General features: G+C 57.1%; 15 protein-coding genes. 7 read left to right on the forward strand and 8 right to left on the reverse strand.

Translation table 11 applies throughout. The features are described from left to right. Positions 1 to 28 precede the first annotated feature (28 nt). Together groL and ABF824_RS00425 are read right to left on the reverse strand one after the other, a co-directional pair. Complete coding sequence (gene groL / locus ABF824_RS00420) at positions 29 to 1,672, reverse strand: chaperonin GroEL (RefSeq protein ID WP_415485829.1); 1,644 nt, start codon at positions 1,670 to 1,672, stop codon at positions 29 to 31. A gap of 56 nt (positions 1,673 to 1,728) precedes the next feature. Further along, positions 1,729 to 2,022: a co-chaperone GroES gene (locus ABF824_RS00425; protein WP_010669365.1), complete on the reverse strand. Its 294-nt coding sequence runs from the start codon at positions 2,020 to 2,022 to the stop codon at positions 1,729 to 1,731. Between the two features lie 292 nt (positions 2,023 to 2,314). On the opposite strand from ABF824_RS00425, the gene ABF824_RS00430 reads away from it, so the two are divergent. After that, the gene (locus ABF824_RS00430; RefSeq protein ID WP_415485830.1) at positions 2,315 to 2,575 is read left to right on the forward strand and encodes an usg protein; all 261 of its coding nucleotides are present in this window, start codon (positions 2,315 to 2,317) and stop codon (positions 2,573 to 2,575) included. 65 nt (positions 2,576 to 2,640) lie between these two features. Here the strand turns inward: ABF824_RS00430 and ABF824_RS00435 are convergent, their stop codons facing one another. After that, complete coding sequence (locus tag ABF824_RS00435) at positions 2,641 to 3,810, reverse strand: L-dopachrome tautomerase-related protein (protein WP_415485831.1); 1,170 nt, start codon at positions 3,808 to 3,810, stop codon at positions 2,641 to 2,643. A 30-nt stretch (positions 3,811 to 3,840) separates the two neighbouring features. Further along, positions 3,841 to 4,044: a cold-shock protein gene (locus tag ABF824_RS00440; protein WP_415485832.1), complete on the reverse strand. Its 204-nt coding sequence runs from the start codon at positions 4,042 to 4,044 to the stop codon at positions 3,841 to 3,843. A gap of 86 nt (positions 4,045 to 4,130) precedes the next feature. Here ABF824_RS00440 and arsC point away from each other — a divergent pair, with 86 nt between their 5' ends. Further along, the gene (arsC, locus tag ABF824_RS00445; RefSeq protein WP_415485833.1) at positions 4,131 to 4,487 is read left to right on the forward strand and encodes an arsenate reductase (glutaredoxin); all 357 of its coding nucleotides are present in this window, start codon (positions 4,131 to 4,133) and stop codon (positions 4,485 to 4,487) included. A gap of 10 nt (positions 4,488 to 4,497) precedes the next feature. On the opposite strand, the gene ABF824_RS00450 is transcribed toward arsC, so the two are convergent. Together ABF824_RS00450 and ABF824_RS00455 are read right to left on the reverse strand one after the other, a co-directional pair. Beyond that, complete coding sequence (locus ABF824_RS00450; protein WP_415485834.1) at positions 4,498 to 4,623, reverse strand: hypothetical protein; 126 nt, start codon at positions 4,621 to 4,623, stop codon at positions 4,498 to 4,500. A 22-nt stretch (positions 4,624 to 4,645) separates the two neighbouring features. Next, on the reverse strand, positions 4,646 to 5,107 hold the full coding sequence (locus tag ABF824_RS00455) for a flavin reductase (protein ID WP_415485905.1): 462 nt from the start codon (positions 5,105 to 5,107) through the stop codon (positions 4,646 to 4,648). A 181-nt stretch (positions 5,108 to 5,288) separates the two neighbouring features. On the opposite strand from ABF824_RS00455, the gene ABF824_RS00460 reads away from it, so the two are divergent. Next, a complete protein-coding gene (locus ABF824_RS00460) occupies positions 5,289 to 6,347 on the forward strand; it encodes an enoyl-CoA hydratase/isomerase family protein (RefSeq protein ID WP_415485835.1) in 1,059 nt (352 codons plus the stop codon). A 17-nt stretch (positions 6,348 to 6,364) separates the two neighbouring features. Here the strand turns inward: ABF824_RS00460 and ABF824_RS00465 are convergent, their stop codons facing one another. Beyond that, a complete protein-coding gene (locus ABF824_RS00465) occupies positions 6,365 to 6,700 on the reverse strand; it encodes a hypothetical protein (RefSeq protein ID WP_415485836.1) in 336 nt (111 codons plus the stop codon). A 198-nt stretch (positions 6,701 to 6,898) separates the two neighbouring features. On the opposite strand from ABF824_RS00465, the gene ABF824_RS00470 reads away from it, so the two are divergent. From ABF824_RS00470 to der, 3 genes are all read left to right on the forward strand, one after another. Beyond that, complete coding sequence (locus ABF824_RS00470) at positions 6,899 to 7,588, forward strand: hypothetical protein (protein WP_415485837.1); 690 nt, start codon at positions 6,899 to 6,901, stop codon at positions 7,586 to 7,588. A gap of 74 nt (positions 7,589 to 7,662) precedes the next feature. Next, complete coding sequence (locus tag ABF824_RS00475; protein ID WP_415485838.1) at positions 7,663 to 9,054, forward strand: PQQ-binding-like beta-propeller repeat protein; 1,392 nt, start codon at positions 7,663 to 7,665, stop codon at positions 9,052 to 9,054. 49 nt (positions 9,055 to 9,103) lie between these two features. Then, a complete protein-coding gene (gene der / locus ABF824_RS00480; protein WP_415485906.1) occupies positions 9,104 to 10,606 on the forward strand; it encodes a ribosome biogenesis GTPase Der in 1,503 nt (500 codons plus the stop codon). 100 nt (positions 10,607 to 10,706) lie between these two features. Here der and ABF824_RS00485 read toward each other — a convergent pair whose 3' ends face one another. Further along, positions 10,707 to 11,813, reverse strand: coding sequence for a radical SAM protein (locus ABF824_RS00485; protein ID WP_415485839.1), 1,107 nt, complete (start codon positions 11,811 to 11,813; stop codon positions 10,707 to 10,709). 411 nt (positions 11,814 to 12,224) lie between these two features. On the opposite strand from ABF824_RS00485, the gene ABF824_RS00490 reads away from it, so the two are divergent. After that, positions 12,225 to 13,535 carry a lipopolysaccharide biosynthesis protein gene (locus tag ABF824_RS00490; protein ID WP_415485840.1) on the forward strand — a complete coding sequence of 437 codons (1,311 nt, stop codon included), beginning with the start codon at positions 12,225 to 12,227 and terminating at the stop codon, positions 13,533 to 13,535. The last annotated feature ends 2 nt before the right edge of the window (positions 13,536 to 13,537 follow it).

Raw genomic sequence — 13,537 nt, forward strand, 5'->3', positions numbered from 1 at the left:
GCAATATACTGTGCCAGAACTGGCTGGATTAGAAATCCATGCCGTCCATGCCACCCATACCGCCGCCACCTGGCATCGGAGGAGCCTTCTTTTCCGGCTTCTCTGCAACCATGGCTTCCGTGGTGATCAGCAGACCAGCAACCGAAGCTGCGTCCTGCAGAGCCGTGCGAACAACCTTCATCGGGTCGATGATACCGGCCTCGACGAGATCCTTGTATTCACCAGCCTGTGCGTCGAAACCGAAGGTGTAGGTGCTGTTTTCCAGAACCTTGCCCGCGATGACAGCGCCGTCTTCACCCGCGTTGTGCGCGATCTGACGCAGCGGAGCCTGAAGAGCCTTGCGGATGATTTCACCGCCGACCTTCTGGTCTTCGTTGTGGTAGTGCAGATGGGCAAGAGCCGTGGAAGCGCGTGCCAGAGCCGTGCCACCACCCGGAACGATGCCTTCTTCGACAGCGGCGCGGGTTGCGTGCAGCGCGTCATCAACGCGATCCTTGCGCTCCTTCACCTCAACCTCGGTGGAACCACCGACGCGGATGACAGCAACGCCACCGGCGAGCTTCGCAAGACGCTCCTGCAGCTTCTCACGGTCATAGTCAGAGGTGGTTTCCTCGACCTGAGCGCGGATCTGGTTACAGCGACCCTTGATGTCGTCCGTGTTGCCAGCACCTTCGACGATGGTGGTGTTCTCTTTCGAGATATGCACCTTCTTCGCCGTACCGAGCATCGGCAGCGTCACGTTCTCGAGCTTGATGCCGATGTCTTCGCTGATGACCTGACCACCGGTGAGGATGGCGATGTCTTCCAGCATGGCCTTGCGGCGATCACCGAAGCCCGGAGCCTTCACAGCAGCGATCTTCAGACCACCACGCAGCTTGTTGACGACGAGCGTAGCCAGAGCCTCACCGTCGACGTCTTCCGCGATGATAACCAGCGGACGGCCGGACTGCACAACGGACTCAAGCAGCGGAAGGATCGGCTGCAGGGAAGACAGCTTCTTCTCGTGGATGAGGATGTACGGGTTGTCGAGGTCAGCCGTCATCTTCTCCGCGTTGGTCACGAAGTACGGGGAGATGTAGCCGCGATCGAACTGCATGCCCTCGACGACGTCGAGCTCGGTCTGGATGCCCTTGGCTTCCTCAACCGTGATCACGCCCTCGGAGCCGACCTTCTGCATGGCCTGCGAGATCATCTCGCCGATCTCTTTCTCGCCATTGGCGGAGATCGTGCCGACCTGAGCCGTCTCGGACGGAGACGTCACTTTCTTGGCGTTCTTCTTCAGCTCTTCAACGACAGAGGCAACAGCCTTGTCGATGCCGCGCTTCAGATCCATCGGATTCATGCCAGCAGCAACGGCCTTGTGGCCTTCGCGGACAATCGCCTGAGCCAGCACGGTGGCCGTGGTAGTGCCATCACCGGCCACGTCGTTGGTCTTGGACGCAACTTCGCGCACCATCTGGGCGCCCATGTTCTCGAACTTGTCGGCAAGCTCGATCTCTTTTGCGACCGACACACCGTCCTTGGTGATACGGGGCGCGCCGAAGCTCTTGTCGAGCACGACGTTACGGCCTTTCGGGCCGAGGGTCACTTTTACGGCGTCGGCAAGAATGTCGACACCACGCAGCATGCGCTGACGCGCTTCACCGCCGAACTTTACGTCCTTGGCAGCCATTGGGAATTCTCCTTGAAAATGAAAACGAACGTTTAAGGGGGATCAGAAGCCGGTGATCAGCCGGCGATCACGCCCATGATGTCGCTTTCCTTCATGATCAGCAGTTCTTCACCACCGATTTTGACTTCGGTGCCGGACCACTTGCCGAACAGCACGCGATCACCAGCCTTCACATCGAGAGCCACAACCTGACCCTGCTCGTTACGTGCGCCGGGACCAACGGACACGACCTCGCCTTCCATCGGCTTTTCCTTCGCCGTGTCAGGGATGATGATGCCACCAACAGTCTTTTCCTCGCCGTTCAGGCGACGGACCACCACACGATCGTGCAGGGGACGGAATTTCGTCATTATGGATTGCTCCACATTCTATCTTGGGGCGACGCCCTCGTTTTTTAAAGCAACGTCGCCGCGTGCCACGCGCTCTACGCCGCGGTGCGTTAGCACTCCCACCCCGGGAGTGCCATGTATGGAGATAGGTGGCCTCAATGGGAGTGTCAAGAACTGGCAGCACTTTCAGAGCTAGAGTGCTAATCTTCTGATTTACAAAGAATTTTCTTGAATTCGATATTTTTCATCATCAAAATTTTTTCTTAGACGCCTTGAGCCTTACAGGCGTCCGCGCATCATATCGGGAGGACGCATGAGCATCGCACGCCAGCTTCGCGACTATCGTCTTACGACGGCTGAAATCCTTTACAGGATGCCCGATCATCAGGCGCTACTACAGAGTTACATCTGGCAGGAATACGATATTCCTCCCGATTTCCCTGAGCTGAAGCGGTTTCTGGCCTTCTGGCACAAGAAGCTTGATGGACCGATCCATTCTGTTCGCGTGGTGCATATCCCCCTCATCACCGTGCCCACGACAGGCATGATCGGGACCGAATTCACGTTGCACTGAAGCCGCGATCAGCCTCTTTTCATGTCACCATGAAGGAGGCTGATTTTACAAAATCGTTATAAAACTCACGGAACATTGATCCTTACAATAATGTAAGGCAGTTCCTGCTTGTCCTCACCATTGTGAAAAGCTGGCAGGCGCGACCACTGCCCTACCGTGAGATAGAGCCGCCGGACGGTGTGTCCCGGCTTTCCGTCAATCGCCAGACTGTCTGGCGCAATCAGATGGGGATCATGGGCGATAAGAGAAAGCCGACCATCCGGTGTGCGGCGGATCACCCCATGCCGCTCCTCGTCCGCCATATATAGGCTGCCATCCGGTCCCGTGATGATTCCATCCACGACACCGACTTCCCCTTCATCATGGACTGCTTTTTTGAGAGCGTCCTCAGAGGCTGAAGGGTCCGCCAATAGGGCTGTCGGAGCGCTATAAAGGCGGCGAGAAGAAAAGGGCGACCAGTAGAGGCGAGAAGAATCCTTACTCAGCCCGATTCCGTTAACCCCTCCCTGCGGCATTGCGGGATGCTCGGGATCATAACGAAACAGTTGGCCATCGACCTCCATGACGTGTCCCGGCGCAGCGCTGACAGTCGCATCATCAGCCAGAAGACGGCGCGCCTGCCCACTGGCAATATCCAGCGCAATCAGCGCGGGATGCACGGTCTGGGACGTATCCGAGATAAAGGCGGTGCCTTCTTTCCCATGCGTCAGATCCACGCGGATGTCATTCACATGACTGTCGGGTCGCACCGCAGGCGCTTCCAGCGGATAACGACGCACAATGCGATTGGAAGCAGGATCGATCAGCAGAATGGCGGGAGTCTGCGCGCCCGTGACACCTGCCACGTTTCCCTCGTCGACAACCCAGAGACGTCCACGGGCATCAACAGTCATGCCCAGAGGTGATTTCATCTGCTTCTGGCTGTCAGAATTTGGAAACGGCCGCAGTATCGCGCCACCTTCCCAAAGGGCCAGCACCGGCCCGGGATGTGTCTGCGCGCTGGTCGGGAATGAGAGGATCATCCGACCATCCAGCAAGCGGGCTATACCGGATGGCTGTCGGTCATAAAAACGCGCAACAACAGTGACATTTCCAGAAGGAATGGACCCAAGTTCCACGCTGTCAGCCGCGTAGCCTGCCATCGGAGAAACTCCGATGCCTATCAGCCCGAACAGGAATGCTTTCAGAGCAAAAGAACGAAAAACATCCTGCCGGACCGTGTTGCAGGCCTTCATTACGCGATCTCCTGAAAATGTCAGCTTTGCTTAGATTTTCTTCAGATTGGTTGCTGCCTGCCGTCCCCGTTCATCAACGAGATCGAAGCTCAGACGCTCACCGTCCGCCAATCCGTTCCAGCCTGCCGCCTGCACGGCGGTGATGTGAATGAACACATCTTTCTCGGCGTCATCTGGTTTAAGGAAACCATAGCCTTTCGTAGTGTTGAACCACTTCACTGTACCAGTTGCCATGGTGAATTTCCTTTTCCACAGTGTTCGCCCAAACAGGACGCTGTGGCTATAAGACCCCCAGATCACATTCTTGTCGAGGATCGCTCATGCAGGCCACCCTCTATCACAACCCGCGTTGCAGCACTTCACGAAAGGCGCTCGCCCTTCTCGAAGAGCGGGGACTGGACATTTCCATTGTCGAATATCTGAAAACACCTCCGGATCGGCAAACAATCCTCCAGTTGGCACAAGCCAATGGCGGCGGAGCGAAAGCACTGCTTCGGACAAAGGAAGCGCTCGCTGGAGAGCTGGGGCTTCTGGAAGCGGACACAGCTGACGCAACGATCATTGATGCAATCGCCGCTCACCCCATCCTGCTCAATCGCCCCATTGTCGTCACGCCGCTGGGAACGCGTGTGTGTCGCCCGATAGAACGTCTGGAGGAGATTCTCCCGGCTTCCTGAAAGGAAGAACTCAGTCAGGAAGTGACCAGTCAAGCCACGCCATCAGCACGATGAACAGGAGGAGGCAGATGTGGGAAATGATCAGCGCCCGCACCGTTATGACGGGCACTTCCTGTTTTGGACGACAACTGGCCATGAAATTCTTTCTCCTGAAAGACTTAGGTTAGATCGGCGTGCGGCAGATGATGATAGGCGCGATTGAAATAAACCAATGCGGCCGCCGGATTGCCCAAACGGATTGCCTGAACTTTCCCGAATAACACGCTGTGGGTCCCAACCTCGACAATTCTGTCGAGAATACAGTCAATGGACGATACAGCCTCTTCCAGCGCGGGCGCACCGGTTTCTAGCGTCGTCCAATGCCCTGCTGCGAATCGCTCGATATTTTCCAGCGGTCCCGCGAAACGATTGGAAAGGTCCTGCTGTGCCGAAGCCAATACATTCACACACATGGGGCTCCCCTCATGGAACGCCTCACGCGCACGGCTGGAGCGCTTGAGACAGACCAGCAGCGTCGGCGGATCATCCGTCACAGAGCAGACAGCCGAAGCCGTAAAACCAACAGGATTCTCAAGTGTTCCCGTCGTCACCACCGTTACAGCCGCGCCAAGACGCGCCATAGCCTCCCGGAAAATCTGTCCATCAACGCTCAATCGACTATCCTTTTCTCACGCGCCTTTTCTCACGCGGTCGTGCTGTGCGCCATTACTTACAGGTGAGTGGTTAGCGATTAAAAGCATTGTGACAAGAACATATAAATCGCCCCTGAACACAGAGGCATCTCATCGCAAGGAACGCAGCATGACGGAAGCCCCGCCCCCCATCCGGCTGGAACGCTGTGGCTATGTCGGTCGGATCACCCTCGACACACCCCGCAAGCTCAACGCCATCGACGCCGCCATGGCTGAAGCGATCATGGCTGCGCTTGAGGACTGGCGGCACGATCCGGACGTGCGGCGGATCGTGATCGATTCGTCGTCCGAAAGGGCTTTCTGTGCAGGCGGAGACATCAAACGGCTCCATACTCTGGTCGCAGCGGGAGAAGCCAAAACCGCACATCACTGTATGCAGATTCCTTATCGGGCGATGCTGATGATCGCGCATTACCCAAAACCCGTGGTGACGCTGATGGACGGCATTGCCATGGGTGGCGGCATCGGTATCGGCGCCCATGCTTCACACCGCGTCGTCACCGAACGCTCTGTGTTGGCGATGCCGGAAAACATTATCGGCCTCACCCCGGATGCTGGCGGCTCGTGGCTTCTCGCCTGCGCCCCTTCCACGCATGGGCTTCGTTACGCTCTCACGGGCGAGCGCATGTCGGGACCACTCTCGGTCGTTATGGGATTTGCCGACACTCTGATCTCCTCCCACAAGCTGGATGCTCTTCGTAAAGCATTGAATGATTGCGCGACTGGAGAAGAAACCTCTGTTCTGCGTGACATGTCCGAGCCCATGAACAGCGCAACCGACGATTTGTTCGCCTCTGGATCAGACGACATTTACGCGTTGGGTGCGCTCGACCCGCACGACGGCATTCCTCAGCTGATCGACCGACTGAAAGACGTGGCAGGAAAAGAAGGATATGACTGGGCGACAAGCGATCTCGACGCCCTGGAACGCGCCTGTCCTTTTTCTCTCTGTGTCACCTGGCGCATGAGACAATTGCTTCATAGTGCGGCGCGCTCACTGGATGACGCTTTCGCTTTTGAAACACACGCCGTCGGTCATCTGATCGCCAGACCCGATTTCGCGGAAGGCATCCGCGCCCGCGTAATCGACAAGGACAACAACCCGCGGTGGTCTCCTTCCGCCATTGCCAACGTCAACTCCGCCGAGGTGGAGCACTGTTTCAGCTGAAACGCGACGCTAAACGGTCAATAGCTGTACTGACTGGAAGGCGGCGTGTTGGTGTAGGATTTGTTCAGGCGCACCGCGTTCTGTTCGGGCGTGAGGCCTGTTGGTCCTTCCGCCACTGACCGGGCGACATTCGGCATGAGATCCGGGCGGCTCCAGCAATCCACACCACTCCATCCCTGCGTGCAGTAAGGCTGTGGCGGCGGGGGCGTTTCCGGTGGAGAGCACCATCCTGCTCCCTTCAGCAGTTCCGCAGTGGAGCAGTCCCGCCCCATTGCGAAGGAACCAATCTGCGGCGGTGTGCATCCGGCCAGAAGCGGCAACAGACATAAAGCAAAAAGGCGGGTCTTGTGCATGAGCGCATCATGACGTCATCCCGTGAATAAAGACTTACTTTCGGAGGCTGAGGCACCGCCCTCTCACAACGGGTTTGCCGCCGCCTCTCCGCCCCGCTATTGTCCGAACACATTTTAAAGATTGCCGTTCCGCCTCGCCTCCCGGTTTTCATCGGAGCGGGAAAAGCCGTGATCTGTTGCAGGGAGTAACGACCGCCCGTGTCCGACGAGATTTTCAAGGAAGTGGATGACGCTCTACGACTTGAGCGCCTTCGCCAGAATGCGCGTCGATTCGCAGGAGCCGGGCTCGGAGCGATCATTGTCGTCTGTCTCGGTATTGCTGGCTGGGAATATCACCAGAACAGCCTGAGCAAAGCAGCCGAGCAACAGTCCGCCGCCTATATCAAGGCGCTGCACGATCTCGGCGCGGATACCTCTGTGGCCGGACTGAGCGTGCCCCTTACGAAAGAACAGGAAAAAGCCCTTTCCGCGCTGCAAGGCGTTGCGCAGAACGGCCCATCGGGCCTCGCTGCTCTTGCCCGCCTGCGGACAGCCTCGTCCGACGCCGCGCACGGCAAGCTGGCGGATGCCCTCACGCTCTGGGACAAGGTTCAGCAGGATCGTCAGGTTCCGGCAGAACTCCGCAATCTGGCGTCACTGCTCTGGTGTCAGTGGCAAATCGACACGGGTGATATCGCGGCCATCCGCTCCCGTCTGTCCGTGCTGACCTCCGAGAGTAAGCCTTTCGCTGCCTTGGCCAACGAACAGCTTGCAACACTGGACATCCGGGCGGGCGATATGAAATCCGCCAAGCAGCGGCTGACAGCGCTGTCGCAGGATTACAATGTCCCCAATGGAGTGCGCATGCGTGCTGGCGCCCTGCTCCAGACGCTGGACCAGCCCAGCTAGCCTACGCAACAGATATTCTGATCCGTAAATATTCCAGTTCAATCTCCACTTTGCTCACTCCGAGAGTTTCACCGATGTCCCAGTTTCCACTCAAGAGCCGACGCCGTTTTCTTCGCACGCTGCTGACGGGCGCGGCCGCCGCGCCGCTTGGGGCCTGCCATCTGTTCGATGATGACAAGAAACCTGTGCTGGTGGGACATCGGGTGCCCGTACTGCCCTCTCACGGTGGTCTTGTCGTAACACGCAACAAGGACGCGCTCGCCACCTCCATCACTCTTCCGCCACCCATCGCGCCGACAGAATGGCCTGTCAGTGGGCGTGTTCCCTCTCACATGGGGGCAAACTACGCTTGGAACGGGCTCAAGCATCGCTGGAGCCGATCCATTGGTCACAGCACATCCGAACCTGATTTTCTTGCATTCGCGGCCCTTGGCTCCAATGGTCAGAGCGTGCTTCAGGCGTCTCCCGTCATTCATGACGGACGGATTTTCACAGTGGATGCGGCGGGTGACGTGCGGGCCTTTACGTGGCCTGACATGAAGCATCTCTGGACCTTCAATCCGAAAACACGCCGGATGAAATCCAGCAATCTCGGGGGTGGCCTCGGGGTTGATGGCGATACACTCTATATCGTGGACGGTGTGGCGCAGACGGTTGCAGTGGACACCGCCACCGGCAAGGTGAAATGGCGCGTTGATCTCGACACGCCGGGCCGTTCGGCTCCCACCATCGCCAATAACCGCGTATTTTTCACAACGCTCGACGGCAGCCTTTTCGCCATCGATGCCACGACAGGCCATCGTCTCTGGGCCTATACGGCCAGTTTCGCACCAACCGTGATGTTCGGACAGCCAGCGCCAGCGGTGGTGAACGGCATCGTTCTGGCAGGCTTCGGCTCAGGCGATATCGTGGCACTTCGTGAAGAAAGTGGCGAAGTCGTCTGGAGTGACACGCTCGGCGCTGGCAATGGCCTGTCTTCTGCGGCCGATCTCGCATGTATCCGCAGCCTGCCCGTCGTGGCCAATGGCATCGCCTACGCCATGAGCGTCGCATCCTCGATGGTTGCTTTTGATATGCGCTCGGGCCGTCGCCTGTGGGAACGCGCCATTGCGGGTGCGAACCCCATCCTCGTCGTCGGGGACTGGCTGTATCTGATTTCACTCGACGGGCAGGTTGCCTGTATCGATCGCGTAAGCGGTGACGTGCGGTGGATCACGCAGTTGCGGCAATTCAAGAATGTCGACGCCAGAAAGGACGGCGTGGCGTGGACCGGGCCGGTCATGGGGAATGGCAAGCTGCTGTGCGTCAGCACACTGCCTGAGAACGGCATTGTATCTCTCGACCCAATAAGCGGGAAGATTCTCGCTATCGACACGCTTCCCGCCCCCACGACAGTGGAACCAATTTTCTCCGATGGCCAGATGCTGCTCATCGACAACCGAGGCTCTCTCAATTCTTATGGCTGAACGCAATCGTCCCGCACGTACTGGTGGAAAACGTGGACAGAAACACCAGATGCTGCGCCCAGAAGCACCGCTTCCCGCCTCCGGGCTGCCGACGGTTGTCATCGCCGGCCGTCCGAACGTGGGCAAATCCACGATCTTCAATCGGCTGACGGGTCGCCGCAATGCGCTTGTGGCGGATTTCCCCGGCGTCACGCGTGATCGCAAGGAAGGCGAAGCCCTTCTCCGTGGACGCACGGTGCGTGTGATCGACACGGCCGGACTGGAAGAAGCAGCGCCTGACACGTTGTTTGGCCGGATGCGTAATTCGTCCGCTCTGGCGGTCGAACAGGCCGACGTGGTGCTGTTCTGCGTCGACGCGCGCGCGGGTATCACGCCTGCCGACCAGCATTTTGCATCTTGGTTGAGGCGCCAGAACCGCAAAGTGCTGCTGGTCGCCAACAAGGCTGAAGGCAAGTCTGGCGCAGCCTCTGCCATGGAAGCGTTCTCTCTCGGGCTTGGCACACCGATCGCTATTTCTGCCGAACATGGCGAAGGCATTGCCGATCTGATGACGGAAATCGTCAATGCGCTTCCTTCCACAGCGCCTGTCCAAACCGAGCCGAAGCCGGCCCCCAAAAAGAAGGCGCCCCCAAAGGCCGAAGAGTCTGTTTCCTTCGCAGGTCTGATCGGCGAAGAGGAAATCCCCGAGGAATTCGCGGATGAAGCCGCATTCATTGAGGATGAAACGGCTGAACCGGGACTGCTGAGAATTGCCTTTGTGGGCCGTCCAAACGCGGGCAAATCCACGCTGATGAACCGCATCCTTGGCGAAGAGCGGATGATCACGGGTCCGGAACCGGGTCTCACGCGGGATTCGATCGCCGTTCTGGTGAAGGACGAACAGGGTGAGGTGCAGGTCGTCGATACCGCCGGCCTTCGCAAGAAGGCACGTATCGACGAACATCTGGAAAAGATGTCCACCTCCGCGACCATCGAAGCCCTGAAACGGGCCGAAGTGGTGGTGCTGGTGGTCGACGCCACGCTCGGTCTCCATGAGCAGGATCTCCAGATTGCCCGTCTGATCGAACGGGAAGGACGTGGCTGCGTTCTCGCGCTGAACAAATGGGATGCTGTCGAGGATCGGGAAGCGACACGGCAGGCAATTTACGACCGGCTCCAGACTTCCCTCGCCCAGATGCGCGGGATCGAGGTTGTCTCTTTCTCCGCCAAGACCGGCGCGAACATCCAAAAGCTTCTGCCAGCTGTGCGCCACACGGCGCGGATATGGAACAGTCGTGTGCCCACTGGCGAACTGAATCGCTGGTTCGATCTCATGCTGGATCGACACGCTCCGCCACTGGTGGGCGGTCGCCGTCTGAAACTACGCTATATCACGCAGGTCAAGACGCGGCCCCCGACTTTCCTGATTTTCGGAACGCGCGCGGAGCAGTTGCCTGAAGATTACAAGCGCTATCTGGTGAACGGTTTGCGGGAGACTTTTGGCCTTGATGGCGTGCCGATCCGTCTGCATCTGCGGGGCACGAAGAACCCCTATGCAGACGAACGTGACTAGACAGCCTCTTCTTTGATAACGCTGCCTTTTAACAAGGAATGGGGAATTGCTCTTCTTCATTCCTGTGAAGGCCATTGTTATTCAAAACTGATAAAAAGTTTTATCTTTGGCCGCTCCCCTTGCTAAGCCGATAAAGCAATACGGCCTCCTGCAGCGAGGAAGCGGCTGACTCCATCACATTACGATTGAACAGTGTCTTCAGAGCATCTGTCGGCTTGGCATGAGCCAGCAGATCAATCGCCCGGCTGGCAGCAAGTGGCGCATACATCAGAGCGCTGGAATCACGATAGCAGGACATCATACAATTGGTGCAACGCGTCCTGTCCTCTGGAAGCTCCGCGAAATCAAACACCGATCCCATCGGTTTATCCCATGCTTCGCAGCGCCAGACATTCAGGTTCCAGTCCATATAAAAATATTTATAGCCCCCCACACACGGGAAATGCTCTTTCTGCCCGCGTATGTGTCGCTGAATATCCTCCACGGATGCCGTCGGATTCAGAACAGGAAAGCTTTTTTTCATCTCCAGAATGTTGTCCAGCACTGCCACCAGCTCATCGTCAGTAAAGTCGATGAGGCCACTGTCCTCGTTGAACACCAGAGATGAAGAATCAAACGCCTCCCGCCGTGGATAGGAAAAGGTGACACCGCTGAATCCGAAAGAACCCAGCGTGTCAGGCAGCTTCTGGAAATCGACCAGACGCGACACGGTAACGGACGCCATGACAGGCACCCCAAACGTGCTCATGATGGCAATACCATCCTTGATCCGTTCAGAGACGCCTTTCAGACCACGATTCTTTTCATGCTTCTCCATGTCGTCGCTATCGATGGAGATGAAAAGTGTGTGCAAACCAGCTTTCGCCAAAGCGCGGGCATGCGTCGGCAGTGACCAGCCATTGGTGATGAGATTCGGCTTCATCCCCTCCTTTTGCACAGCGGAAATCATACGAAGGATGTCCGGATGCAGCAGCGGTTCCCCTCCCTGGAAATCCACGAAGGAAACCCCTCGCCGCGTCAGGATAGGAAGCGCCTGTATAAACTCATCGGCATTTATGAAATGCCGCGGTTTGCCCTTCATCCGTGATTTGGCAAATCCACAGAAATCGCAGTCGGCGTTACAATAATCTGTAACGGACACATCGATCGCAACGGGGAGCAGAGACGCCGTCAAAGCGGCGAGGCGGGAAACGGAAGATGATGACACAGTCACTGGCTCATTTTTCTCCCAACAGAAGGGTCAGAATTTGCCTTCTGTTACAAAAAGAAACTCTTTGTGTTACAACTCAAAAAAATGCATGAGGGATATGCCATCACATCTACATGCATGATCATTCCTGTTGTCCATGTCAGGGAAAAAGCGCAAAACCACTACAATGAGCGTTGCTTGACATCGGCAAGAAATCCGCAGCCAGACGCCAAAAACACTCTCTCGTGATGACAGAAAACCACGCAATGTCGCTCGGGACTTGACACTTTGCTCTCCTGTGAGCCACCCAACGGGACCACCAGACAAGGGGAAATCGCCTGACATCCCCGCCTCCAATGGCTCTGGCTGGTCAAGACCTTCGGGCCTTGCCCCTGTAACCAAAAACGCTTTGGTGGTCAGAAAGTTCTCATGTCCGGCCACTCCTTCGTCTTTCGTTCGATCTTCCGGAATGTCAGCGTGCTGGCGCTTGGTCGCATTGCCTCGGCACTCTGCAGCTTTGTCTATATTGCCTTTTCTGTACGTGCTCTTGGACTCACTGACTTCGGGCTGCTCATCCTCATCCATTCCCTGAGCATGACCGGTTCAACGCTGTCACGGATGCAGAGCTGGCAGACCCTCATCCGCTTCGGCAGCGAGGCCTATCGTAAAGACGATCACGCGCGCCTGAAAGATGTGACAGGCTTCTGCATTCGTCTGGACACTTATTCAGGACTGGCGGCTCTCATTTTCAGTCTGGTCGCCGTACAGATTTACGCGGCCTCAGCCGGTTGGTCCGCCCGCACCCAGACACTGGCTGATCTTTACGCCTGCGTGGCCCCGTTCATGTATACGGGATGGTGCAATGGCGTCCTCCGCATGGCGGGGAAATTTCATCTGGTGCCAATCAACGACGGCAGCACGGCAGTCGTGCGTACCGTAGGTGTGTTGATCGGCTATATCTTCCAGCTGCATCTGGCCTATTTTCTCGCCGTCTGGGCGGCCACGGTATTGCTTGATTACGGCCTTTTCGTTTTTTTTGGCCTGCGCACTCTCAAGCGTAAATGCAACTTCAGTTATTTCGAGTCATTCCGTCACTGGCGTTGGGCCGAAAACGGAATGTGGCGCTTTACATGGGGGGTCAGCGCCAATCAGACGCTTGGTTCAGTCTCCAACCATGTGGCGACACTTCTTGTCGGCAAAGGCCTTGGTCCGGCGGAAGTGGCGGTATTCCGTGTCTGTCGACAGATCGCATCCGGCATAGTCACCCCTGCCCAGTTGATTTCCCCTGTGCTCTACCCAGAACTTGTCAAAATGCGGGATCAGAAAGACTGGCGTGGGTTGAAACGGGTAACAGGACGCGTATTCGCCATTCTGCTGGCCATTTCAGCGGCTCTCCTCCTGACGGCTGCGATAGCAGGCAGAAAACTTTTCCGTCTGATGCTTCATATTCATGTGCCACACACATCTTTTTATATCGCCATCCTGCTCCTTGCCGCCGTTATGAGCCTGCTGATCGTTCCGCTGGAACCGCTCCTGATTGTCGTGGGACAACTCAAGCTGCTGGTCCGCGCCCGCACCATCATCACGCTGCTTTATTTCCCTGCCCTTTATTTTGCAGGAATTGACTACGGTTTGACGGGAGCGTGCATCGCAACGGCTGCCAGCAGTCTCGCCGTTTTCCTCACATGCGCGATCGGTGTGTGGCGGTTTACACGGAGCAGTCACACTTTTGAAAAGTGATC

Source organism: Acetobacter sp., assembly GCF_047721705.1.
Taxonomy (GTDB): domain Bacteria; phylum Pseudomonadota; class Alphaproteobacteria; order Acetobacterales; family Acetobacteraceae; genus Acetobacter.